Source organism: Rhodococcus sp. LB1, from assembly GCF_001583455.1.
GTDB lineage: Bacteria > Actinomycetota > Actinomycetes > Mycobacteriales > Mycobacteriaceae > Rhodococcus_F > Rhodococcus_F opacus.
Genome location: NZ_LTCZ01000334.1, coordinates 241,077 through 264,492, shown reverse-complemented (window position 1 = coordinate 264,492; position 23,416 = coordinate 241,077). Strand labels below are relative to the sequence as shown.

The 23,416-nt window shown below is 65.4% G+C and carries 20 protein-coding genes; 13 read left to right on the top strand and 7 right to left on the bottom strand.

Features of this window, described 5'->3' with window-relative positions; genetic code table 11:
* Positions 1 to 52: 52 nt before the first annotated feature.
* Positions 53 to 754 (bottom strand): GNAT family N-acetyltransferase, encoded by a 702-nt coding sequence (locus AZG88_RS50870; RefSeq protein WP_082833550.1) that lies wholly within the window; start codon positions 752 to 754, stop codon positions 53 to 55.
* Between the two features lie 237 nt (positions 755 to 991).
* On the opposite strand from AZG88_RS50870, the gene AZG88_RS34250 reads away from it, so the two are divergent.
* The 5 genes from AZG88_RS34250 to AZG88_RS34230 are packed head-to-tail and all read left to right on the top strand — an operon-like array spanning position 992 to position 8,537.
* A complete protein-coding gene (locus tag AZG88_RS34250; RefSeq protein WP_061700328.1) occupies positions 992 to 2,461 on the top strand; it encodes a hypothetical protein in 1,470 nt (489 codons plus the stop codon).
* A 10-nt stretch (positions 2,462 to 2,471) separates the two neighbouring features.
* Positions 2,472 to 3,995, top strand: a complete 1,524-nt coding sequence (locus AZG88_RS34245) for an O-antigen ligase family protein (RefSeq protein WP_156517688.1) — start codon at positions 2,472 to 2,474, stop codon at positions 3,993 to 3,995.
* Positions 3,992 to 5,056, top strand: coding sequence for a glycosyltransferase family 4 protein (locus AZG88_RS34240; RefSeq protein ID WP_061041517.1), 1,065 nt, complete (start codon positions 3,992 to 3,994; stop codon positions 5,054 to 5,056). Before AZG88_RS34245 ends, AZG88_RS34240 begins: the two co-directional genes overlap by 4 nt.
* Positions 5,053 to 7,335, top strand: coding sequence for a glycosyltransferase (locus AZG88_RS34235; RefSeq protein WP_061700326.1), 2,283 nt, complete (start codon positions 5,053 to 5,055; stop codon positions 7,333 to 7,335). The genes AZG88_RS34240 and AZG88_RS34235 overlap by 4 nt, the downstream gene beginning before the upstream one ends.
* A complete protein-coding gene (locus tag AZG88_RS34230; protein ID WP_061041515.1) occupies positions 7,332 to 8,537 on the top strand; it encodes a glycosyltransferase family 4 protein in 1,206 nt (401 codons plus the stop codon). Before AZG88_RS34235 ends, AZG88_RS34230 begins: the two co-directional genes overlap by 4 nt.
* A gap of 14 nt (positions 8,538 to 8,551) precedes the next feature.
* Here AZG88_RS34230 and AZG88_RS34225 read toward each other — a convergent pair whose 3' ends face one another.
* Entirely contained in the window at positions 8,552 to 9,925 is a 1,374-nt protein-coding gene (locus tag AZG88_RS34225) for a putative glycoside hydrolase (RefSeq protein WP_061700325.1), read from the bottom strand.
* A 74-nt stretch (positions 9,926 to 9,999) separates the two neighbouring features.
* Here AZG88_RS34225 and AZG88_RS34220 point away from each other — a divergent pair, with 74 nt between their 5' ends.
* From AZG88_RS34220 to AZG88_RS34200, 5 genes are read left to right on the top strand one after another with little or no spacing between them, the layout of a single operon-like run.
* On the top strand, positions 10,000 to 12,156 hold the full coding sequence (locus tag AZG88_RS34220; protein ID WP_231914294.1) for a heparinase II/III family protein: 2,157 nt from the start codon (positions 10,000 to 10,002) through the stop codon (positions 12,154 to 12,156).
* Positions 12,157 to 12,192: 36 nt separating this feature from the next.
* Positions 12,193 to 13,554: a nucleotide sugar dehydrogenase gene (locus AZG88_RS34215; protein WP_231914293.1), complete on the top strand. Its 1,362-nt coding sequence runs from the start codon at positions 12,193 to 12,195 to the stop codon at positions 13,552 to 13,554.
* A gap of 2 nt (positions 13,555 to 13,556) precedes the next feature.
* Positions 13,557 to 14,585 carry a glycosyltransferase family 2 protein gene (locus tag AZG88_RS34210; RefSeq protein ID WP_061041544.1) on the top strand — a complete coding sequence of 343 codons (1,029 nt, stop codon included), beginning with the start codon at positions 13,557 to 13,559 and terminating at the stop codon, positions 14,583 to 14,585.
* A gap of 14 nt (positions 14,586 to 14,599) precedes the next feature.
* On the top strand, positions 14,600 to 16,159 hold the full coding sequence (locus AZG88_RS34205; protein WP_231914292.1) for an oligosaccharide flippase family protein: 1,560 nt from the start codon (positions 14,600 to 14,602) through the stop codon (positions 16,157 to 16,159).
* Positions 16,160 to 16,708, top strand: a complete 549-nt coding sequence (locus AZG88_RS34200; RefSeq protein WP_231914291.1) for a YdcF family protein — start codon at positions 16,160 to 16,162, stop codon at positions 16,706 to 16,708. It begins immediately after the preceding gene.
* Here AZG88_RS34200 and AZG88_RS34195 read toward each other — a convergent pair.
* Complete coding sequence (locus AZG88_RS34195; RefSeq protein WP_061700342.1) at positions 16,663 to 17,799, bottom strand: class I SAM-dependent methyltransferase; 1,137 nt, start codon at positions 17,797 to 17,799, stop codon at positions 16,663 to 16,665. The two genes, AZG88_RS34200 and AZG88_RS34195, sit on opposite strands and share 46 nt — an antisense overlap.
* A gap of 62 nt (positions 17,800 to 17,861) precedes the next feature.
* Between AZG88_RS34195 and AZG88_RS34190 the strand changes: the two genes are divergently transcribed.
* Positions 17,862 to 18,419 carry a dTDP-4-dehydrorhamnose 3,5-epimerase family protein gene (locus AZG88_RS34190; RefSeq protein WP_061041511.1) on the top strand — a complete coding sequence of 186 codons (558 nt, stop codon included), beginning with the start codon at positions 17,862 to 17,864 and terminating at the stop codon, positions 18,417 to 18,419.
* Positions 18,420 to 18,438: 19 nt separating this feature from the next.
* Here the strand turns inward: AZG88_RS34190 and AZG88_RS34185 are convergent, their stop codons facing one another.
* The 4 genes from AZG88_RS34185 to AZG88_RS34170 are packed head-to-tail and all read right to left on the bottom strand — an operon-like array spanning position 18,439 to position 22,178.
* Positions 18,439 to 19,479, bottom strand: coding sequence for an NAD-dependent epimerase/dehydratase family protein (locus AZG88_RS34185; protein WP_061041510.1), 1,041 nt, complete (start codon positions 19,477 to 19,479; stop codon positions 18,439 to 18,441).
* Position 19,480: 1 nt separating this feature from the next.
* Positions 19,481 to 20,131, bottom strand: a complete 651-nt coding sequence (locus tag AZG88_RS34180; RefSeq protein WP_061700324.1) for a PIG-L deacetylase family protein — start codon at positions 20,129 to 20,131, stop codon at positions 19,481 to 19,483.
* 2 nt (positions 20,132 to 20,133) lie between these two features.
* Complete coding sequence (locus AZG88_RS34175; protein WP_061041508.1) at positions 20,134 to 20,922, bottom strand: hypothetical protein; 789 nt, start codon at positions 20,920 to 20,922, stop codon at positions 20,134 to 20,136.
* Complete coding sequence (locus tag AZG88_RS34170; protein WP_061041507.1) at positions 20,919 to 22,178, bottom strand: class I SAM-dependent methyltransferase; 1,260 nt, start codon at positions 22,176 to 22,178, stop codon at positions 20,919 to 20,921. Before AZG88_RS34170 ends, AZG88_RS34175 begins: the two co-directional genes overlap by 4 nt.
* A gap of 347 nt (positions 22,179 to 22,525) precedes the next feature.
* Between AZG88_RS34170 and AZG88_RS34165 the strand changes: the two genes are divergently transcribed.
* Both AZG88_RS34165 and AZG88_RS34160 read left to right on the top strand, forming a co-directional pair.
* The gene (locus tag AZG88_RS34165) at positions 22,526 to 22,990 is read left to right on the top strand and encodes a GyrI-like domain-containing protein (RefSeq protein ID WP_054246065.1); all 465 of its coding nucleotides are present in this window, start codon (positions 22,526 to 22,528) and stop codon (positions 22,988 to 22,990) included.
* On the top strand, positions 22,987 to 23,412 hold the full coding sequence (locus tag AZG88_RS34160; protein ID WP_054246042.1) for a hypothetical protein: 426 nt from the start codon (positions 22,987 to 22,989) through the stop codon (positions 23,410 to 23,412). Before AZG88_RS34165 ends, AZG88_RS34160 begins: the two co-directional genes overlap by 4 nt.
* Positions 23,413 to 23,416 lie beyond the last annotated feature (4 nt).

Sequence of the window (23,416 nt, the reverse complement as noted above, 5' to 3'; positions counted from 1 at the left end):
ATTCGTGTTCCGGTCGAATCATGCGCTGACGAATGCGGTGGTCAGGGTGTCGTCAATGTTGGATGTTGTCGGGACGTGGGTCTCCCATGTTCGAGGCCTGCGCCCACATATCCGACGTGATCGCCCACATGTCGTGATCTCTACGGCGGCCGCCGACGTCGAGGAAGCTGGCCATTGTGCCCTCACGTCTCATGCCCACGCGCTCAGCCCGCTTCGCAGCCGCAGCGTTGTCCACGCAGATGGGCGCGGTGACTCGGCGTAGTCCCAATGTGCCGAACACGTAGTCCGCGAGTAGCACGCCCAAGACTGAGCACACGCCTTTGCCGGTCACCCGTGCGTCGAGCCAGATTCCCAACTCTGCGGTCTTGGTGCGCACGTCGATGCGCTCGAGATTGCATTGTCCCGCAAAGCGCCCGTCGATCTCGACCACCATCGGCAGCGCGAGGCCGGCACGGGCGGCCTTTCGTGACTGCAGGCATTCGTCGACCCATACCGTCTCGGTGTGGCGCTCCGGCCAGTTGAGTGCAGAACTGACCCAGTACGGTTCGATCAGACGCTGATCTCGCAGCCGAATTTCCCGCCAGGCGATTGCATCGGACAGCCGCGGCGAACGGAGCGCGACTTCGTGCCCGCCGACGACTACCGGGCCGAGGTGTAAGTCCGGGGCCCGGCGTGCAAAATGAATCCGGCGGAGCGGCCGGAGGTGGAACCTGGCGGCCGCGACGACTGCAACTCTTGTTTTCGGAAGATCCAACGATCTCACCTCTGGCGATTGATGATACTCGGCCGCGTGTGCCAGTCGTCAAATATGAAAAATCCGCCAAAACCATACCGCAGGTACTCTTCTATGGAGTAAATTAATCTCCAGGTCGGGAAAATCGCTTAGTCGACATTCCGGGTCGGCGCCGTGGGTCTAACGATGGCGTGCCGAGTCGGCCCGACATCTCAGCGGGGACGCGCGATTCTCCGCAACCTGATGGTGGAGGGGCACATGACCAGCACATTGAACGTTCAGCTCGAGCGTATCTGGCGCCGTCGTGTGTTGGTCGTCCTCATCGCGGCGCTGGCGGTCCTCGGAGGGGTCGTAGCAGCGAACGAAGCCGGGACCAGCTATACGGGCAGGGCGGCGCTGATCGTCTCCTCGCCGGGCCGGGCTCCCGAACAGGACGCAATCCTCGTGGTGGGGTATGTCGACTACTTCAACAACGGGCCCTACCAGGAACGGATCCGAACTCGAGCGGGCGTCCCCGACGACGTAGCCTTCGCAGCCAGCACGGCCGCCGCGAGTCCGATCCTCTATATCGACGCCACAGCCAAAGACCCCGAGACCGCGGCATCCGCGGCAACTGCAATGGCCGGGGCGTTCCGAGACGATGTAAACACCGTCAGGTTTGCCGGTAGGGCCGACACCCTCGAGGAGCTCAGGAAGCAACTCGACGAGCAGCGTGCCACCCCCGAAGCGGACCCCGTCGCAATGGCGCAGCTCCAGGACCGGATCACGGCGATCGAGTTGGACACGACAAACGAGCTGCAGGACCAGCAGCTCGCCGCCGGCGTCGCAGAGGAGAGCCCGTCTCTGGCGCGGAACGCGGTGCTCGGGCTGTTCGGCGGCCTGATACTCGGGTGCGTTGCAGCTCTCGCGCTGGACGCGGTGTCGAAACGCCTCACGACCGCCGACGACGTGCGTGCGAAGGTCGGCGTGGACACGCTGGTCGAGGTCCCGCGCGGCGGGAAACCTCGAGCGGAACAGCGTCGCGAGGCACAATTCCGACGTTTGGCAAACATCGTCGGCTTGGCCGATCTTCCCCGCCCGGCAACGATTGTGGTGACCGCGCCGCGGCGCACGGAGGGCGTTGCACAGGTTGCGCGGGCAATTGCCGAGCACAGGGCGATCCAGAGCGAACGGTCCTTGATCGTGCGGGCGGATCTGCACGGTTCCGAGCGCGCAACGAATATCGATGAAGCTCCGGGCGTCGCGGATTTCCTCGCCCCGGTCACCCCACCTGCGATCGCCGGGTTCATCCAGGACGCGGTCCCCGGCGAGATGCCGGAGATGCCGAGCGGAACGGGGAACGGTGATCCCTACGTGCTGTTCACCCGTGAGCGGTTCGGCAACCTGCTCCAACAGGCCCACAGTATCGCCGACGTTGTTGTCGTCGAGGCTCCGCCGATCACGGAAGAAGCTGAAGCGCAGGTGATCTGCGCGGCAGCAGACGCGGTAGTGCTGGTGGTCGAAAGGCGCAGCACGCGGGTCCCCGAAACGGTGGAGGCATGTCGGCTGCTCGGGCAGGTGGAGTCGAGGCTGCTCGGTGCCGTCATCATCGATCCTCGATGCACGCGACGCAGTGCGCCGATCCCGCCATCGGACGCGTTGGACGAGTCCACGGACTCGGACGCGTTGGATACCGTTGACCTCGTGAAGGTCCGCGAGTCCACTCCGGATCAGACCGCGCGTCCGTGACCTGACGACAATGAGACGGACACCGCCCCTCGCCGACCCCACCAGTGCCTCGTCCACGGGTGGATCGACCTTCCGATGGATGATGGGCGCAGGGTTCCCCGTGGCTGTGCTCATCGTGCTTGCAGCCGCGGCGAAGGTACCGACTCATTTCGGTGTGCTTCTCCTGCTCGGCGCCGTCGGCAGTGCACTTGTTTTCGCCGGGCTGCGCGATCCGGTGGTCGCTGTGCTTCTGCTGCTGGTCACCACGTTCCTCCGGGTCGCCCTACCCAGCATCTTGCCGGTGGATCCCTTCGTCCTGGCGTACCTCGGGGTGGTGGGCGCGTGGGCGATCTGGATCGCCCGGGGCATCGACCGCGCTCCGCGTCTGGGCGCCATCGAGTGTGCAATGGTTCTCTACGTCACCTGGAACGTGATGTCGATGTTCTCCTCACACCAATACGGCTCCGTCGTCCCCGTGTCCGGCGCAGAACTCTCCGTACCGCGATTCGTACTGACCGGCACCATCATTCCGTTCACGGTGTTTCTCGTGGGGCGGTACACATTCGACCGAGTGTCTGCGGTCCGGCTACTTCTATGGACGATCCTGTCGCTCGGGGCTTACTCGGCTGCGATGTGCATTCTGCAGTTTCATGGTCCGACCGCACTCGTCTGGCCACGCTACATAGTCGAGTCTCCGAGCTGGGAGGGGCGAGCCGTCGGCATCTTCGACCAGCCCGTGGTCAACGGCGTGGTGTTGATCCTCGGTTTCATCGTGGCGCTCCTCCTCGCCGCAACGCGCAGTGAACCCCGGTGGAGCCGGATTCTGGCCATCGCTATCGCGGTTGCGTCCGCATACGGCGTCTATCTGACCCACACGCGAGTCGTCTGGCTGGCATTCGCTGTGGTGGTGTTGGTTGGAGCAGCGTCTGCCAAGGGGTTTCGAACCGGGTTCGTCATGACCGGTGCGTTCGTGGCGGCCGCCGTGGCCATCAAATGGTCGGCCTTCACCAGCAGCGATCGTTCCGCGGGTGGTGTCGGATCACCCGACGAACTGCAGGATCGGCTCAACACTGCGGAAACGGCGATCTGGGCAGTCCAGGAGAAACCGTTGGCGGGGTGGGGGATCGGGCGCTTCACCGCGATGAACACGTACCATCACCAGCGGTGGGCGCCGGATGTGCCATGGATTCGCGGCTTCGGAATCGCGTCCCACTTCAATGAGCTCGGAATCGCGGCGGAACTGGGACTACTCGGGTTGGCTCTGTGGCTCGCCGTCCTCTTTCTCTTGGCCTGCGGTCTGACCCATGCATACCGGGTGCTGCCGGCCGACGGCCTGTGCGGGAAGCGTCTCGCGCTGGTGGCGATCATGGCCTTCGTTGTGCTCGTGATCGCGGGCCTCACGGTCGACCTGCGGTTCTTCGACTTTCCGAACGCGGTCGTGATGCTGCTCGTCGGAATCGTCATCGGCTGGGCCGATCGACTTCCCGAGGATCACTTGACACCTGATCCGCATCGACGCGCGTCTGAATCGGCCCCAGCACAGGAACGCGCATGAACCGGCAGCGGGCCCTGTGGGCGTCGACCAGTACATCCACCCGGGGCGGAGTAGCGAGTTTCGTCCGAACGATGCAAGCTACTCCGCTGTGGGAGCTGTGGAACGTTCGCCATGTCGGTACCCACCGGAACGGCACGGTCGCCACGAAGATCGTGGCGTTCGCGACGGGGCTGGGCGCGTTCGTGACTGCTCTGGTTTTCGACCGGCCGGATGTGGTTCACCTTCATACCTCCGTCGCCGGCAGCTTCATCCGAAAGGCCATCCTCGCCTGGATCTGTCGAATCTTCCGGGTGCCGATCGTGATGCACGTGCACGGTTCCGACTTCCATCTGTTCTACGGCCGATCGCCGCGCCCCATGAAGGCGCTCATCCGCGCCACGCTCACCGGTGCGGACGTCGTAGTGGCACTCGGGGACCGGTGGGCAGAGCGGCTCGAGCGGATTGCGCCGCGGGCGTACATCGTCTCTGTTCCCAATGCGGTCCGGCCTTGCCATCCGGTACGGCAGCCGTCCGGAAGTGAACCCGTGCACGTTCTGTTCCTCGGCTGCATCGGCGATCGCAAGGGGACCTTCACACTGCTCGACGCGTGGGCGAAGATGATCGGCGACGGAAACGGGCGTGCGCGACTGACGCTCGCCGGTGACGGCGAAGTGCAGCGCGCGCGGGACCGGGTCGATCAGCTGTCGGTGGGTAGCACCGTCACGGTGCTCGGGTGGCTCGCTCCGGATCGGGTACCCGAATTGTTGGCAACGTCCCAGGTACTGGCCCTGCCGTCGCGCAACGAGGGCCAGCCGATGGCGATACTCGAGGCGATGGCACACGGCCTGTGTGTGGTAGCCAGCTCGGTGGGAGGCATCCCCGAACTGATCGACGACCGTTGCGGGGTGCTGGTTCCGGTCGACGACGTCGACGCACTCGCGGCCGCCTTGCGTCGTGTGGTCTACGACGACGATGCGCGCATCAGGCTCGGATCCCAGGCGTTGCAGCGCATCCGAGCCGAGTTCGACGTCGACATCGTCTGGCGCCGTTTCGATGCCCTCTACCGCGAGGTGCGGCGATGACAGCCGATCGCCCCCTACGGGTGTTGTGTGTGGTGCCTGACCTCCGCGTCGGAGGAGCGGAGCGGCATGCTGTCACGTTGCTTCCCCGGCTGGACCGAAAGAGGTTCGACCCCAGCGTCATCTGCATCGGGAGCGAGGGCGACCTGTTCCCCGCCCTGGCGGCCGGGTATGTTCCCGCCCTGGCGTTGAAACGAACGAAGTTGCAGGCGGTCGGTGCGCTGTGCGACCTCGTGCGGGAGACGCGCAGGATCGCCCCGGACATCATGATTGTGCGCGGCTTCAATGCGGAGACTCTCGGTCGGATCGCTGCTTTCCTGGCGCGAGTTCCACGGACGGTCGTATGGGTGCACAACTGCGGTGAGACCACCACGAGGAGTGTCCTGCGGCGGATCGTCGACCGCGCGCTCGCCCCGGTCACGAGCGCGTATTTCGGTGTGGCGAAGTTGCAAGTTCCCTATCTCGTAGACGATTTGCACATCCCGCCGCGCAAGATCCGAATCATTCACAACGGGGTGGATCCCGCACAGTTCGATCCGAGGGGAGATCGTGCCGCCGCCGCGGACCTCGGGATCGGGCCGCGCGACCGAGTGGTGGGAATCCTTGCCGCGCTGCGACCCGAGAAGGACCACGCCACGCTGTTGCGCGCCGCACGGCTGGTCGTCGACGAGCTGCCGGACGCGAAGTTCCTGGTCGTCGGCGATGGGCCGACGCGAGGCGATCTGGAACGGTTGGCCGGTGAGCTGGGCATTGCCGACCGCGTGGTGTTCACCGGTTCCCGTCCGGATGTGAGGGATCTGCTCGGAGTGATGGACGTCTTCGTACTGAGCTCGTACAGCGTGGAGTGTTTCCCGATGGCGTTGCTCGAGGCGATGGCCGCAGGGCGGCCGGCGGTCTGTACCGCAGTCGGCGGCGTTCCAGAGATGATTTCGGAGGGGGTGACCGGATTTCTCGTGCCCCCGCGTGCGCCGACGGCACTGGCCGAGAAGCTGTTGCGAGTGCTGACGGACCCCGAGACGTCCAGGGAGATGGGCCTCGCAGCGCGGACGCGAGTCGAGTCCGAGTTCAGCCTGCGCGCCAGCGTAGCCGAGAGTGAACGTGCACTCGAGGAGGTGGCGGGTCGGTGCCCGCCTCGCGGGGCGAGACCCATCCGGCTCAGCCTGGTCTTGGACCTGACGTTCGTCGGGGGTGTCGAACTCCTGATGCTGGAACTGTTCCGCAATCTCGATCCGCGGGTGGTACGACCGCGCCTGATCTGTCTGCGCGAGGCTGGGCCGCTCGGCGAGGAGTTTCGGAGGGCGGGATTCGACGTCGAAGTGCTCGAGCGCTCGGGTCGCTACGACGTTCGAACCCTGCCGCGGTTGATCCGTAGCCTGCGACGTGATCGCACGGACGCGGTGCTGGTTACTCATCATCATCGAGCGGCGCTGGCGCTGGGGCGAATTGCGGCACGGATCGCGGGAGTACGTGCCAACATCGTGGCGGCCCACGACATGGACCTGACGTCGGTCGGCAAGCGCTGCCTACCGCGCTCCACCGTGGAGACGCTGTGGCTGTCCGATGCGCTGGTCCTGCTCGCCCCGCGACAGGGCGAGTACCTGCGCCGGGAAGAAGGGGTAGGACGCTTCGCGTGGCGACGCACGCGCGAGGTGGTGATTCCGAACGGGATAGTGCTGCCGCCGTTGCCGCGTGACACCGACCGTGAGCGTGCCAGGGCCGCGTTCGGTCTCGACCAGCAGGACTTCGTTGTCGGTATCGTCGGCCGGCTCAGCAGTCAGAAGGCGCACCAGGTGCTCTTCGAAGCAATTTCTGCCGTGGCGGCGTCCGGTGTCCGGGTACGGCTGGTCGTGATCGGAGGCGGCGAACGCGACGATGAGTTACGCACTCTTGCCACCGAACTCGGTATCTCGGGCCGCACGCGGTTCATGGGGGTGCGGCGGGATGTGCAACAACTCCTGCCAGGGCTCGACGTGTCCTGTCTGTCGTCCGTGCATGAGGGCGTGCCGATCATCGCGATCGAGTCCATGGCCGCGGGCGTGCCGCTCGTGGTCACCGATTGCGGTTGCCTGCGAGACATGGTCACCGATGGTGAACAGGGTTATGTGGTGCCGGTCGGAGATGCACATGCGATGGCGCAACGGCTCATTTCCTTGGCCGCGGACCCAGGACTGTGCACTCGGCAGGGACGGTCGGGGCGTGCACGGGCGGAACAGCAGTACCGGATCGAAGACACGGCGCGAGGATTCGAGCGCCTGCTCACGGAAGTGGTGGAGGTGCGATGAGTCGGCACATTCTGATTCTCGTGGAGAATCTATCGGTACCGTTCGACCGCCGGGTGTGGCAGGAGAGCAGCGCGTTGGTCGAGGCAGGCTACCGCGTCACGGTGATATGCCCGATGGGGGCCACCCAGGACTGCGAGCCGGACGCCACGCTGGACGGGGTCCGCATTCTCCGCTATCCCCTTCGTGCCGCGGAAGGTGGGCCGTTGGGCTATCTGCGGGAGTACGGTCTGGCGTTGTGGCACACCACGCGGCTCGCTCTCCGGGTGCGGCGTGATGATCCGGTCGATGCCGTCCACGCCTGCAATCCGCCGGATCTGCTGTTCCTCGTCGCTGCGCTTCTTCGCCCGGCCGGTGCCAAGTTCGTGTTCGATCACCACGATCTGGTGCCCGAACTCTTCCTGTCTCGGTTTCCCCGAGGCGGTCCGATCCTCTATTGGGCGACCAGGCTACTGGAACGGCTCACACTGGCCTCCGCCGACGCGGTGATCTCGACGAACGAGAGCTATCGGCGGGTTGCCCTCGATCGCGGGCATCTGCCGCCGGAGCGGGTTACCGTCGTTCGGAGCGCGCCCGATCTGAGTCGGTTCGTCTGCCGAGATCCCGATCCGAACCTGAAGCGCGGCAAGCGGTATCTCGCGGCGTACTTGGGTGTGATGGGCCCGCAGGACGGCGTCGACTATGCGCTACGGGCCCTGGCTCACCTGCGGGACGGCATCGGGCGGGACGACCTCCACTGCATATTCATGGGAGCGGGGGACTCTTTCGACGACATGGTGGCCCTCAGCGAGAAGCTCGGACTCACGGACATGGTCGAATTCACCGGCCGGGTCCCCGACGAGTTCGTGCAGCGATGTCTGTCGACCGCAGATGTCTGTCTCGCACCGGATCCACGCAACCCATTGAACGATGTGTCGACGATGAACAAGGTCGTCGAATACATGGCGATGGGTCGCCCACTCGTCTCGTTCGAGCTCGTCGAGTCGAGAGTGTCGGCGGGGGAGTCCGCTGTCTACGCCCCGGCCAACGACGAGGCAGCCTTCGCAGCGGGGATCGACGAGCTGCTACGGGACCCGCAGAAACGTCACAGAATGGGCCAACTGGGCCGGGCACGTGTCGAGCAGCAGTTGTCGTGGGAGACGTCGCGCCGGGCACTCACGGACTTCTACGCGCGGCTCTTCGCGGCCGAGCGCGTGAGGCGATGAACGATCGAATGCGGTCATGGGTTCTCGCTCGAGAGCACGAGACCGTCGCTCGGTTGGAGGGTCACCGACGTGACGGTGTCCCCGTTGTTGGTGCTCGGATCCCGGACGCCCTGAATTCGCCGAAAGGGCTTCTCGAGTTGCACTTCTCGCGGTTTGTCGTCGGTGTTCAGGAGGACGGTTCCGTGCTCGAAGTCGCGACGGAAGAGGCCGTGGCCCAGCGACCCGACCCCGTTCGCGTACGGATCGTTCAGGACAGCCGGCGACGGGTCGGCCACCAGTGGATGCCCGAGGTACCCCGGGCCGAGTCCGCCACCGTCCATCTCGTCGAAGTAGGCCGGCTCGTCGTAGTCGGCGCCCATCGGCGCCCAGAATCCGTTCTGGAGCAACGTCGCCGCCAGGAAGTACCGGGCACGCTGGAAATCCTGTGCCGAATGCGGTGCGGCACCCAGCTTGTCGATCGTCATCGCGAGGCCGGGCCGGCGGTGGTCGCCTTCGGCGGTCAGGCTGACATACTGCTCGATGTCGAACATGGGATTCCGGTCGGCGCGCGGGTCTGCGAATTTCTCCCACGCCCGGCCGTCCAGTTGTTGCGTCAGCAGTGTCCGGTCGCCGTTCGCGATCAGGATCGCGTCCGGAATTCGTTGCCGGATGATCTGTTCGGCCAGGTTCACGCCGCGTTCCCAGGGGTTTCCGAACCCGTAGATCGAATCGTCCGGCTCGTCGGTTCCATCGGAGTCGATGTCCCAGTGATCTCGATCCGCACTGTAGATTCGGTCGCCCCAGACGTCGAGGAAGATGCCGTCCCACACCCCCGCGGACCAGACGTCGTCCACCACCCAGTTTGCGGCATACTCGGCAAAGATCTGGCCGTTGATCCGCGGCGCCTGGTCCGTGAGGTTGGTCATCGTCGACTCCGGCCACTCGCTGACCGGCGTGCCGTCCATCGTGTGCGCCAGCCATGGTTCCGGGAACGCACTTTCGCCGTTCTGGTCGAACTGCCACAGCGCGTATCGGTTGGCCCAGTACGCCTCCGTTCCGAGTTGATCGGGATGGTCGACCACGTTCACGTAGGCGAGCAACCGGAGGCGTGGATTGGCGTGACGGAGCTCGTCGAAGTAATCGTGCGGCTTCCGGTTCGCCCATTCGTTGTCGACGACCACCACGTCGTATCGAGCGAGCTCCTCGACGGGCGGAAGATCCTGCTGATTCAGGAAATACGTTGCGGTCCTGGGGAACGTCAGGGAGTGGGGATCGCCGGGGGTGTGCGCGGGCGCGGGACGCTCGTCCACGGGCGTAGCGCACGCGACGGTCAGTCCAACGGCCGTAACGACCGTCGTCAGGGCGAACCGGAGGCGGCCGAAACGCCGGGAGGCGAGAGTGCCGGGCACCGAGTCAGCTTGACACGTTCGAGGCCACCTTGTCACCTGCCGGACGAGGATCTCGTATCCGCATGGAGGGCGCCGTGAGTCAACTCTTGTGGCACGTGCACCGCTTGCAGTCGATGAGCCCGCGCGAGGTGGCGTGGCGTGCGAGTCGAGCGGGTCGGAGCCTGCTTTCGCACGGCGGGCGCGGTGCGACGAGTGACGCAGATCTGTTCGGGACGCCGGAGGCAGACTGGGACGCCGCGTTGGCGAAGTTCCGGGAATGCGCCGGTCGGCCCATACTTCTGGACCGCGGCCGGGCCGCCGTCATCGCGCGGGAACATCCGGCCGGGGTCGAGCAGGTGATCGCGGCTGCCGAGCGCGTGGCCGGTGGGCGATTCGCCTACTTCGGTTACCCGGAAGTGATGCTGCCGGAGCGGATCGACTGGCACTACGACCCGCATTCGAAAGTCGGCTGGCCTGTCGTGCCCGCATCCAGAATCGACCACCGCACCGCGGATGGTGATCCGAAGTGGATCTGGGAGCTCAATAGACTCCAACATCTGACCTGGCTCGCCGAAGCGTGGTTGTTCACCGGTGAGGAGCGATTCGGCGACGCGGCGTTTCGTCAACTCGATTCGTGGATCGAGCAGAATCCACCGGGCATCGGCATCGGATGGCGTGGTGCCTTCGAGGCGGGGGTCCGCTCGATCTCGATCGCGGTGGCACTCCAGGGTCTGCGGGATTCGCCGGCGTTGACGACCGCGCGGTTTCGGGCCGTCGTCCGCGTGCTCGCCGAGTCTGCCCGTCGCTGCTGGGACGAGCGTTCACGGTTCAGCTCGGCGAACAACCACCTGGTAGGGGAAATGGCAGGCCTGGCCACAGTGTCAATTCTTCTGCCGGACCTGGCCCGTGCCGAGTCGTGGGAGAAGGACGCGATCCGCGTATTGTCGGCAGAGGCCGGGCGGCAGATCCTGCCCGATGGTGCAGGCGCCGAGCAGGCAATGGGATACCAGATCTTCACCTCGGAACTGCTTCTCACCGTGGCGGCGTTGCTGACGCTTCGTGACGGTCGACCACCCCCGGAGTTGATCGCGGCCGTCGATCGGAGCGCGGACTTCATCGCAGCACTCGTCGGTGATCGTGATCCGGAGCCGCACTACGGCGACGACGACGAGGGTTTCGCGCTCCGGCTCGGCGCGGAGCCGGTGCGCACAGCCCGAGATCACCTCGGCACGGTGGGCGCGGTGACCCGCAACACGGCGGCACGTCGGGTGGGCCGCACGACGCTGTCGGCGGCCTGGATGAACTACGCTCGCACAGAACCGGTTTCCGGGGCGGAGTCCTTCCCCGAACCTGGTCCTCGTAGCTTCTACGCCCTGCACGGCGGTCTTGTCGTGCTGCGCGCGGGCGCGCGCCGGCTGACTGTCGACGTCGGGCCGCTCGGTTACCTCTCGCTCGCTGCACACGGGCACGCCGACGCCCTCGCAGTGACGCTGAGCATCGACGGCGACGACGTGATCGGCGACCCCGGCACCGGCAGCTACTACCGGCACCCCGACTGGCGCGCTGCTCATCGGGGTACTCGCGCTCATGCCACCGTGTGTGTCGACGGCCTGGACCAGTCGGTCGTCGGAGGGCCGTTTCTGTGGACGGAGCACGCCCGGGTTCGGGTGCGGTCGGTCGACCTCGAGCGCTGTGTCGTCGATGCCGAACACAGTGGCTACAGTCGGCTCTCGCAGCCGGTGGTGCATCGGAGGTGGCTCATCGCGCCGCCGGATCGGGGCAGCATCCTCGTCGTCGATCTCATCGCCGGCCGAGGCCGCCACGAGGTACGCACGTCGTGGCCGCTGTCGCCCTCGCTGGACGTGACGCCGCTCGAGGGGGGGCACCTTGCCAGCCGCGATGGGGAGCCGATTCTCCAGCTGGTCCACAGCGCCAGCAGTGAGTTGATCCGGTACGAGGTACGAGGTGACGCCCAGCTCGGTCTCGGGTGGTGGTCGCGTCGGCTGGAATCGAGAGAGCCGGCATGGTTGGTCGGTGGGTACTGCACGGGCGACGTACCGGTTGTGGTTGCTTCTGTGCTCAACCCACTGGACGAACGCATGGCGTGGGCTGAAGACCTCACCGTCGGGGTTCGCGATGGATGTCTCATCGCGAGTTGGCGCGAGGGGAGCGCGGAAAATCGGGTGGAAATCAACCATTCGATTGGACACGCGTCTAGAAACGGGGACGTAGTATGGAATGTGTCCTTATAGCAAACTTCGCGGACTCTACTGGTTTGGGCGGTTGTCATGAGCGCGACCGAATTGCATATGCGTCCATCCGCGCGGCGGATGGTCCTGAGCGTCTTCGGGCTGGGCTACGTCGGATGTGTTTCGGCGGCGTGCCTGGCGTCCCGGGGTTTCCCCGTGGTCGGGGTGGACGTCAATCCCTCGAAGATCGAGTTCCTGCGCCGGGGCCAGACCCCGGTGTTCGAGGAGCGGATCGGCCAACTGATCGCGGAGGTGGTGGAATCCGGCCTGCTCACCGTCAGCGACGACCCGGCCGCCGCCGTCGTCGCGAGCGACGTCACGATCGTCTGTGTCGGCACCCCGTCCGCGCCGGGGGGAGGCCTGGCCACCCGCTATCTCGAGCGTGCGACCGACGAGATCGGCGCCGCGCTGGCGACCAAGGACAGCTTCCACGTCGTCGTCTATCGCAGCACCATGGTGCCGGGTACCTGCGAGGAGATACTCATCCCGCGTCTGGAACGTGCCTCGGGCAAGCGTGTGGGTGTGGACTTCGGCGTCTGCGTCAACCCGGAGTTCCTGCGTGAAGGCAGCAGTGTGCGCGACTTCCTCAATCCGCCCAAGACGGTGGTCGGGGAAAGTGACGAGCGCAGCGGGAAGCTGGTGACAAGTCTGTACGACGGGCTCGGTGGACCGCGGTTCCGCGTGCCGATCCCCGTCGCGGAGATGGTCAAGTATGTCGACAACAGTTTCCATGCCCTGAAAGTGGGGTTCGGCAACGAAATCGGAGCCATCTGCGCATCTCTGGGGCTCGACTCGCACGCAGTGATGGACATCTTCCTCGCCGACACGAAACTGAATCTCAGTGCCGCCTATCTGCGTCCGGGATTCGCTTTCGGTGGCTCGTGTCTCCCGAAGGACGTGCGCGCGCTGATGCACACTGCTCGAATCCACGACGTCGAAGTGCCGGTGCTGGCGAACGTGCTGGTGTCGAACGAGATGCACCTGCGGCGGGCAGTGGACCAGGTGATCGCGTTGGGTAAGCGCAGGATCGGCATCTTCGGTCTGTCGTTCAAGCCCGGCACCGACGATCTGCGTGAGAGCCCGATGGTCGAGTTGGCCGAGCGACTCATCGGCAAGGGCTACGACGTCAAGATCTGCGATGCCAATGTGGCACTGTCCAGGTTGTTGGGCGCGAACCGCGACTTCATCGAGGAACTGCTGCCGCACATCGGTGAGGTTCTCACCGATGACGTCGACGCCGTCCTCGATCACGCAGAGGTGCTCATCGCGGGGTCCAGGGAGCCCGCAGTGGTGGCGGCGGTCAACCGGGCGGGCGCGCAGCACACGGTCGTCGACCTCGTCCGGCTCCCGGGCGCCGAGGAGCGGCGCCGACGCGAAGGTTATGTGGGTTTGGGGTGGTAGCGGTGAGCGAATCGTGCCCCCTCCCTGTCTTCAGCTTTCTGACCACCGCCTACCGGACCGAGCAGTATCTGGCGCAGACGATCGAGTCGGTGCGCCGCCAGACCCGTACCGACTGGGAGTTGATCGTTGTCGACAACGGATGCTCCGACGAGATCGCGTCGATAGTCGGTTCCTTCGCATCCGACAGCCGGATCAGACTGGTGAGACAGGAGAATCGCGGATACGAGGGCGGTGTCACGGCTGCTGCCGACCTGGCGCGCGGACAGTACGTCTGCGTGCTCGACAGCGACGATCTGCTGATGCCGGACTTCTGCGCGCGGACGGGGGCGGTACTCGCCGCCGACCGGGCCGTCGACGCGGTCGGCTGTGACGCCCTGCTGTTCGACGATCACGGTGGCGCACCCAAGGGATACCTACGCTCGATCGGATTCAGGGCGCGACCGCACCCGGCGCAGCCTCTGGCACTGACCGAGATGCTCGCGGGATACATCCCGTACTACACGGGCGCGGTTCGGCGCGAGGCGTGGATCGCTGTGGGTGGCTACGAGCACGCGACACAGGAAGTCGAGGCGGACGTGGTCATGTGGCTGAGGCTCGTCGATTCCGGATTCGATGTGCGCATGCTCCCTGATCGCCTCGCGCGCTGCCGTGTCCGGAAGGACTCGGTGTCCCGCGACCCCGCCGGGGTCGAGGCGTTCGATGGGCGCATCCAACGGTCGTTCCAGACGGTCGCCCACTCCACGAGCCGGGCCGAGGACCTGGACGCGTTACGGAGCAACCTACGGCGGTTGCGGTACCACCAGGCTATGCGACGGGCCCGACGGTCGCTGCTCGAAGGAAACCTGGCCGTGGCGCGTGGCGAGGCGAAAGCAGCGTTCGCGCAGCGGCACACGCTCCGCGCCGCCTTGGTGACGTGCTCGTTGTCGCTCTTTCCCGACACGCTGCGCAGGCTGCATCCGGTCAAGCATCGCGTCACCGTTGCTCTCGGACACACGATCGGTCGGCGCAGCAAGTCCGTGAGTCGGCCGTGAACGAAGGCGGCGCAGTGGGTTCGCCGACACCCGGGCGCGCACCGGAGTCCGGTGACGTGGAATCTGCGCCGGCGCCCGGGACCGCCGCGGTCGGCACACTGAGCGGCATCCTGCGCCGCGGAGCCGCGATGGCCGCGGCGGGTCTGCTGATCGTGCAGAGTGTGACGTTCGTGCAGACGTTGGTGCTGGCGCGGTTGCTGAGCCCCGAGATCGTCGGCGTGTTCGCGGCGGGCACGGTGATGACCACCTTTCTGGTGGTCGTCACCCACGGCACGTTGGCCCAGGCACTCGTTCAGCGTGAGCACGACATCGAGAATGCGGCCACCACCGTGTTCTGGGTGACCCTGGGCACCGGGCTCCTCATGAGCCTGGTCATGCTGGCGGCATCGCCGTTGATCGGACGCGTATTCGACAGCCAGGCGGTCGGGACGGTGGCCGCTGCCATGTCGGGTTCGATGTTCTTGATCGCGATCACGTGCGTCCCGGATGCCTTGATGCAACGCCGTTTCCAGTTCAAACGCCGGATCATCGTCGATCCGGCAGTGGGCATCACCTTTGCGGTGGGTTCCATTGTCTTCGCCGCGCTGGGGTATGGCGTGTGGTCCCTGGTGATCGGCTCGTATGCGTCGATGCTCGTCTGGATCGTCGCGAGTTGGTGGCTGTCCCGATGGCATCCGTTCGGTGGGCGGTTCTCGTTTCGGATCTGGCGCGAGATGGCGGTCTTCTCCTTTCCGCTACTACTGGACGGCGCAGCCGCACGGGCACAGGAGGTCGTCGAGTTGACGATCATCGGCCGCGGGCTGAGCGAGGCTGCGCTCGGCAACTATCGGTATGGCCGCAGGATCGCGTTGCTCCCCGGCATGGCGATCGTCCAGGTCTGCTCGTATGTGCTGTTTCCCGCCTTCGCCCGCATCTCCTCCGACTCGCGGCGGTTCAAGGATGCTTTCCTACGCGCTCTGAGTTGGATCTGGCGGGTGGCGATGCCGGCGGGGGCACTGATGGTCGCAGTCGGTGAGCCCGCCGTCGTGGTGCTGCTCGGCGAGCCCTGGCGTGGCGCCGGAGTGGCGGTGGCATCGATGGCGGGCATGGGACTCGGTGTGGCGATGAACTCGGTGAGCGCGGAGGCGATGAAGGGAGCCGGCCGATCCAGCCGCATGAACTGGATGACCGCAGCGGGCCTGCTGACCGGAGTTCCCTTACTGCTGCTGTTGCTACCTCTCGGTCTCGCCGGGGTCGGTCTCGCGGTTTCCGGCGCGGCGATCGTCGTGGGAATCACGGGGCTCGGACTCGCGCGCTCGGTGATCGGGGCATCGGGCGGCGAGATAGCCCGGGTGATGGTCCCACCGGTGATCGCCTCGCTGGCTGCGTTCGCGGTGATCGCGCCACTCGAACGGTACGTGGTGCACTCGGACCAGCGGTCGATCGCGGTGGGACTCGCGTCGATAACCCTGGAGTGCGTGGCGTTCCTGATCGCCTACCTCCTGTCCCTTCGGTTGATCGCACCATCCGCCTTCGCCGAGATTCGGGCGGCCGTCCACACGATCGCCGGCCGCGTCGCGGGAGGGGAACGCTAGGTGCGCAGTACAGCTCGATGGTTGCGCTGGCCGTTCATCTGCGTGGTCGCCGCGGTCCTCGGCGCGACGGCAGCAGGTGTGCCGACCTATGTCGAGCCGCAACTCGACGAACTCCACCGAGCCGATGCGATCCTGGTTCTCGGTGGTCCCGGCCACGAGCGCTATACCTACGGACTCGACCTCGCCCTCGAGGGGCTCGCCGGGCATGTGGTGTTGTCCGATCCGAGCGGTGGATCCGACGAGTGGCTCGATCGACTGTGCGGAGCGCAGTTCGCGTTTGCGGTTGTCTGCTTCGATCCCGACCCCGCGACCACCGCCGGGGAAGCGAAGGCATTTCGCGATCTCGCGACGGCCGGCGGATGGAACAGCGTCATCGTGGTCACGTTCACACCGCATGTGTCACGGGCTCGGTACATTATTCAACGCTGCTTCGGCGGGGACGTCATGATGGCGGCCAGCCCGGCGGACATCTCTGCCGCCGACTGGGTGTGGCAGAGCGGCTATCAGACGGCGGGGTATGTGCGGAGCTTGTTCCAGCCAGGCTGCTGACGTTCCCCGTCAGTGATGTCCACCACCCATTTGCCGGTCAACCCTGGAAACTGCAATTGCACCTCCGGGAGCAGGTCGGCGACCGTCAGCAGCACCACGTCGGGGTCGTCTGCGAGCAGCTGCGCGGGGGAGATGATCGGGACATCGGTGCCGGGCATCCGCCGGCCCTGTTTGGCGCGGGACGCGTCGGCCACCGCGCACAACACACGTCGGTCGACGCCCGCACGGCTGAACAGGGCAACTGCCCGCGACGCCGCACCGTATGCGTAGACGCGTTGCCCGCCACCTGCCATCGCGGCGAGCCAGATACGCAGCGAGCTGACGTGGTCGTCCGCGGTCTGCTGCAGGTGGCGGATCGATCGCGGCTTGCACACCCCCATGGCGTTTTCAGCCGCGAGGATTCTGCGGACGGTGTGCGACGTGCCCGACCGGGCGCCGTGCCGGGCGGCAACCAGGACGGTGCCACCGTACAGGTCGAACTCCCACGCGTACGAAAGGCTCATCCCCACATCCGTGAGCATCCGCCGTAGGGCGGTCAACGAGAAGTACGCACAGTGTCCGTGCCGCAGCGCGTTCCATTGCCCGTGGGTGACGATCGTGGTGAGCGAATGGAATTGGATCAGCAGTATTCCGTCGCTTGCGGTAGCGTGCGCCCGTTCCCGCAGTGACGCCCGTTGATTCGGCTCGTGCATCAGGCCGAAACAGTCCAGCACCACCGAGGCCGGGGGGCCCTCCGGCAGGGAGGTGAATCCTCGCTCGGCGAGTAACTGCAGCCAGCTGCCACCGTGCGGACTGCCGAATTCGATGACACTGTCGCCGTTGAGGAATCCCGATGCGGCGACGGCCTCGACTGCGGCGGCCGCCTGGTTTCGCAGCGCCTGCGGTTCGACGCCCCGCGGCTCCTCCGGCGTCGTGTCGTCGTGCGCCAACTGCGCGAGGCCGCACCGCCGGCACAACTCCATTGCCAACGGGTGCGAGGACTCCGCCGGATCAACGGGGGACCAGTGCGGCGGGAAATAGTCCGCGGCGGGCGTGCGCCCCAGATCGAGGACCCGCACCGTGTCGGACGAAGTGCACCCGCGGCAGATCATCGAGACCACCGGGACGCCTGGAAACGCTGAATTCGGCGGGGCTCGTGGGGCACGATGGTGGGGTGCGGGCGAAATTCACCGAACTCGAGGGCGTCGTGCTCTTCACGCCCGACCCGTTCCGGGACGGGCGGGGCTTGTTCACGCGCACTTTCGACGCGCGGCTCTTCGATGCTGCGGTCGCGGACCGGACTCCGGTTCGCGCGGCGGACTTCATCCAGGACTCCCAATCGCGGTCGCGGCGCGGGGTGATCCGCGGAATGCACGGCAGGTCCGGTCGCGGCGAGGCGAAGCTGGTGCGATGTGCGCATGGCGCGATCCACGATGTGCTCGTGGACATCCGGAGGACGTCGCCGACTTTCGGACGCACGCAGGCGTTCACCCTCGACGATGACACGTTCGCGCATCTGTTCGTGCCACCCGGATTGTTGCACGGGTTCCAGGCCCTCACCGACTGCGCCGATGTCTGTTATCGCATCGACAGGGAGCACGACCCGGCAGAAGACCTGGCGGTGGCCTACGACGACCCTGACCTCGCCATCGCCTGGCCGCTCCCGGTGTCGTCGGTGAGCGCGCGGGACGCAGCTGCCGCGAGCTGGGCAAGTCTGATGAAGTCGCTCTGAGGCGCGCGCACGACCGTCGTCAGTCACGGCCCGCACCGACCCGCTGGAATCGGAGCGACGCGTCGAGCAGACCCGCGGTTTGCAGCGTCCGCAGGTGGGCCAGGCGGGTGAAGCGCGTAGTGAAGAGCTCTTCCGTGAGCCCCCAGCGGACGTAGTTCTCGTACAGTTCGACCGCGCCGGCGACGACGGTCCACTGCGGTGCGTATCCCTCGAGTGCCGTCCGGATCGCGCTGAAGTCGACGCGATACGACCGCGGATCCGGTCCTGTCTCACCGGTGACGTCGACGGTCGAGTTCGGCACTGCCGAGGCCGCGGCCTCCGCGATCTGCGCCACGGTGACGTTGTTGTGCTCGGTCCCCACGTTGTAGGCGCGGCAGTGAATCGCGTCCACGGGCGCGACGAGTGCGGCGCAGAATGCAGCGGCGATGTCGCGGGCGTGCACCAGTGGGCGCCATGGCGTGCCGTCCGACAGCACTCGCACGGTGCCGGTCAGCATCGCGACGCCGACGAGATTGTTGAGGACGATGTCGGCGCGCAGACATGGCGAGAACCCGAACGCGGTCGCGTTTCGCAGAAAGACCGGCGAGAACCCCGAGTCGGCGATGGCGGTCACGTCCTCCTCTACGCGCACCTTGCTCTCCGCGTACGGGGTGAGAGGGCGGAGGGGTGCCGATTCGGTCACCAGATCCTCGCCCGCCGAGCCGTACACCGAGCATGTCGATGCGTACAGGAAGCGTTGCACACCGGCGTCTTTCGCGAGCCGGGCGAGGTGCAACGACGCGTGATGGTTGATGTCGAAGGTGATCTCGGGGGCCAGTGAACCCAGTGGATCGTTCGACAGCGCGGCAAGATGGATCACCGCGTCGAAGCCGACGAGATGTGACGCCGTCACGTCGCGGATGTCTGCGTGGATCGACGGAACCTCGGCACTGTCGGGTCCGAGGATGCAGCCGGCGAACAATCCCGAGTCGAGGCCGACGACGTCGTGGCCGGCGGCGAGCAGACACGGAGCCATGACCGAGCCCAGGTAGCCACGGTGTCCGGTGAGGAGCACTCGCATGTCAGGTCCTTCCGAATCGTATGTTCGCCTTCTCGAGAACGAAGGCCTCGGCGTGCAGTCGCCGGCACTGCACACCCCGCAGTCGGGTGACGCCGAGGAACGCTTCTTCGTCGAACCAATCGCGGTCGATCTGGGACGGGTAGTGCTTCAACAGAACCCGGGCCTTTTCCTCCGCGACCGCTCGTATCAGAGGATGGAAGACAGTGGGGTGGGGGGTGTCGGTCTCCCATTTGAGGATCTCGTAGCCCAGCACGAGATGGTCCCGAAACACTGTCGGTACGAGTTCGGCCAGTAGCCGGTGATCCTGGTGGGCATCCCCGCGATGCGGAGCGAACACGATGTCGGGCTCACATCGTCGCCGGAATCCCTCGAGTGCAGTCTTGATCGGCTCCCAGTATCCTGGCGCGTGGCCGTCCGGAACGTCGAGGACGTCGAGTTCGAGGTCGGCACCGGGGCACAGTGCGGTGAGCGCGTGCCGTTCCTCGATCTCTCGCCTGGAGTCGTTGCCCGACAACACCAGGGCACGCACTCGGAGTCCTGGCGAACTGGACGACAGAGTCAGCAGCGTCCCGCCGACGCCGATCGCGATGTCGTCACAGTGTGCGCCGAGAACGGCGATCTCGGCGACCTGCGGGGTATGGAGGTCGAGCATGACTATGACACCGCCTGCGGTTGCTCCCACACCATCCACGGATGGATGCCCTTTGCGTAATTCGCGTCGAGTTCCGCTCGCTCCTTGAAGGTGTCGGCAGGTTTCCAGAAGCCCTCGTGCCGGTATCCGAACAGGCGGCCTTCGCCCGCCAGGGTTTCGCAGACATCCGCCACCAGATCGCCGCCCGGTGGGAGAAGGTCGAAGATCTCGTGGCTGAGGACGAAGTAGCCACCGTTCTCCCAGATCGGTAGCCGACCGACCGGTATGATCTCCTTGACCTCGCCGTTGTCGGCCACGTTCACGCAGTGGAACGAGGACTGCGGCGGAACGACGAGCATCGACGCCGCGGCACCGGATTCGTGGAACTTCGCGACCACGTCGTCGAGGGGAGCGTCGGTCAGGACGTCTGCGTAGTTCGCGAGAAAGTATTCGTCGCCGTCGAGGTGCCGTCGCACGCGGCGCAGTCGTTCACCGATCGCCGATTCCAGACCTGTGTCGACGAACGTGATGGACCAGTCGCTGATGTCGGAATGCAGAAGCTCGATCTTGTTGGCGTGAAGGATGAAGTCGTTGGACTCCGCTTCGCGGTAGTCGAGGAAGAACTCTTTGATGGCCTCGGCGCCGTACCCGAGGCAGAGGATGAACTCCTTGTGCCCGAAGTGGGCGTAGTAGTGCATCACGTGCCACAGCAGGGGCCGGGGGCCGACCATCTGCATCGGCTTGGGGATTGCGTCGCTGCGGTCGTTACGCATGCGCATGCCGTAACCGCCGCAGAACAGGACAACTTTCATGTCGTGAGCCTCCTTGACACGGTGTCCGGCTGGAAACCGGCGCTGTGCAGGGAGGGGAGTGGAAAGACCAGTTCCCCGCCCCACTCTGTGATGTATCGCAGTTGTTCGGTCAGTTCTGCCTCGAGATTCCAGGGCAACGCGAGGACGACGTCGGGGCGATCCTTCTCGATCTGCTTCGGGTCGAGGATCGGAATCCGGGTGCCGGGCGTGAAACGACCGTGCTTGTAGGGATTCCGATCGACCGTATATTCGAGTAGGTCCGGACGAATTCCGCAGTAGTTCAACAGCGTGTTTCCCTTGCCCGGAGCGCCGTAGCCGACGACCGTCCGGTTCTCGGCCCGGCAGTCCAGGAGGAACCCGAGCAACTGCTGTCGTACAGCCCTCACCCGAGGCTCGAGTCCGAGGTAGCCGTCTACGTCGTGCAGGCCGGCCGTCTTCTCCCGGTGCAGCACCTCGGCGACGCGGCGAGTCGGCTCCCGGCCGACGGCGCTGGGACGCGCCCAGATCCGTATCGATCCCCCGTGTGTTTCCAGCAGTTCCACATCGACGACTGTGAGGCCCGCCGTCGCGAGCGCGCGGGTCGCGGACAGCACGGTGTAGTACTGGAAGTGCTCGTGATAAATCGTGTCGAATTGCGCGAGGTGGACCAGATTCAAGGCGTGGTGAACCTCGATGCTCAGCCAGCCGTCGTCTGCGACGAGGGTGCGGAGAGAGCGAGTGAATCCGAGAAGGTCCGGGACGTGCGCGTAGACGTTGTTCGCGACCACGAGTTCCGCGGGGCCGTGCTCCGCTCGAACACGGGCGGCGAGGTCCTCGTCCAGGAACGCGGTGAGAGTGGGAACCCCGCGCTCACGCGCGGCCGCACCGACGTTGTGCGACGGTTCGATTCCGAGACAGCGGATTCCGGCGGCGACGCAGTGTTGCAGCAGGTAGCCGTCGTTGCTCGCAACCTCCACGACCGACGAAGTGTCGTCGAGGCCGAGTCTGTCCGCGGCCGAGGCGACGAACCTCCGCGCGTGCTCGACCCAGGAGTCCGAGAAGGAGGAGTAGTAGGCATAGTCGGTGAAGGTGTCTTCCGGCGTGATCAGTGCAGGAATCTGCAGGAGCAAGCAGTCTTCGCACAGCCGCAGGTGCAGTGGATAGGTTACTTCCGCAGTGTCCAACGCGGCTTCGGTCAGGAAGAGTTCACAAGGCGGGGTCGCGCCCAGGTCCAGGATGCTCCGCATCCGGTCGGAGTCGCACAGTCGGCAGCGCACTGCAGTCTCCCTTCACCCCGGGGAGGTCATGACGTTCCTGTCAGGTATGTCACACCACGGGTCGTCGATCCACTCAATAAACCACACTTCATGTCAACGTTCAAGGCTCAAAACCAACTTCGGGTATGTTAAGTGCGTACAAAACCATTTTTCGGAATTTATCGAATTAGTCCAGGAGGTGGAGTAATTTGTGGCCTCGAAGAGGCGGCTGGCGGCTTCGGGGACCAATGACGCAGACGGTGGATTCCCGACGATGTATTGTGAAAATTCGACCTCCAAAATGCAGGAGGCCGAACATAAATTGTCCTTGTAGGCCATATGTTCCGATGACATCGGAGGGGTGCCCGGTGCCGTTCGTCATTGTCGAACGCGAAGAGACGTTGGTCGCTGGACTGGCTGTGCGCAGCCCCAAGCGGGCGCTGGGGGAAGCGCGCGACAAGGCTCTCGAGAAGACGTGGTCCACCCTCCTCGCGCAGAATGTGGATCGTCCGTTGGCCTCCGCCTACGTCGACCACGCTCCTGAGATCAATTCGTATTACACGCAAATCGTGGGGTACGAGTGCTCCTCGATAGATCAGGTAGGGCGCGGGCACCTGGTATCGCGGATTCCTGCGGGAACCTATGCGAAGTTCTCCTCGGTCGGCACATTCCCTGATCTCTTCGACGCCCTCTGGGGGCAGATTCGAGACGCGGAGGAGTCACAGCAGATTCAACGGTCCTTCACCGGCGATTTCGAGTTCTACCCGCATGCTTTCGGGATCGATCTTTATGTGGCGATAGTGCCACCCGCCACCAGGCAGGGGCAGCAATGAGTTTCGAAATTGTCAAGCGTGAGTCGACTGATTTCGGTGGCCTCGTTCTCCCGCGCATGGAGTTGGGTTCGTCGGCGCATGCGACCGACCTGTTGAAGTTCACCCGCGAGCGCGTCCAGCTGCGCGGCGTCGAGGAACTCACCACCGTCTACGTGGCGGTCCCGGAGCTGGGATGGACGGCCGTGATCGGGTATCGCTGCATCGACCTCGACCACCTCGAGATCGGCGACGTGCTGGTGCGCGTCCCGGCCGGTTATTTCGCCAAGTTCACACCCGACGGGCGGACGTCCGACCCCATCGAAGATGTGTGGATCCAGGCCGAGGTGGCCGAGAAGGAGGGGCGCATCGAGCGCGCTTACGCGGAAGAGGTAGAGGTCTTCCGTCCTCCGAACAACGTCGAGTTGTTCATTTCCCTGACGTAATTCA

Bases quoted from the DNA above. Each gene is read 5' to 3' on its own strand.
- AZG88_RS34250 (WP_061700328.1), top strand. From the start codon at position 992: ATGACCAGCACATTGAACGTTCAGCTCGAGCGTATCTGGCGCCGTCGT.
- AZG88_RS34245 (WP_156517688.1), top strand. From the start codon at position 2,472: ATGAGACGGACACCGCCCCTCGCCGACCCCACCAGTGCCTCGTCCACG.
- AZG88_RS34240 (WP_061041517.1), top strand. From the start codon at position 3,992: ATGAACCGGCAGCGGGCCCTGTGGGCGTCGACCAGTACATCCACCCGG.
- AZG88_RS34235 (WP_061700326.1), top strand. From the start codon at position 5,053: ATGACAGCCGATCGCCCCCTACGGGTGTTGTGTGTGGTGCCTGACCTC.
- AZG88_RS34230 (WP_061041515.1), top strand. From the start codon at position 7,332: ATGAGTCGGCACATTCTGATTCTCGTGGAGAATCTATCGGTACCGTTC.
- AZG88_RS34215 (WP_231914293.1), top strand. From the start codon at position 12,193: ATGAGCGCGACCGAATTGCATATGCGTCCATCCGCGCGGCGGATGGTC.
- AZG88_RS34195 (WP_061700342.1), bottom strand. From the start codon at position 17,799: ATGATCTGCCGCGGGTGCACTTCGTCCGACACGGTGCGGGTCCTCGAT.
- AZG88_RS34185 (WP_061041510.1), bottom strand. From the start codon at position 19,479: ATGCGAGTGCTCCTCACCGGACACCGTGGCTACCTGGGCTCGGTCATG.
- AZG88_RS34180 (WP_061700324.1), bottom strand. From the start codon at position 20,131: ATGCTCGACCTCCATACCCCGCAGGTCGCCGAGATCGCCGTTCTCGGC.
- AZG88_RS34175 (WP_061041508.1), bottom strand. From the start codon at position 20,922: ATGAAAGTTGTCCTGTTCTGCGGCGGTTACGGCATGCGCATGCGTAAC.
- AZG88_RS34160 (WP_054246042.1), top strand. From the start codon at position 22,987: ATGAGTTTCGAAATTGTCAAGCGTGAGTCGACTGATTTCGGTGGCCTC.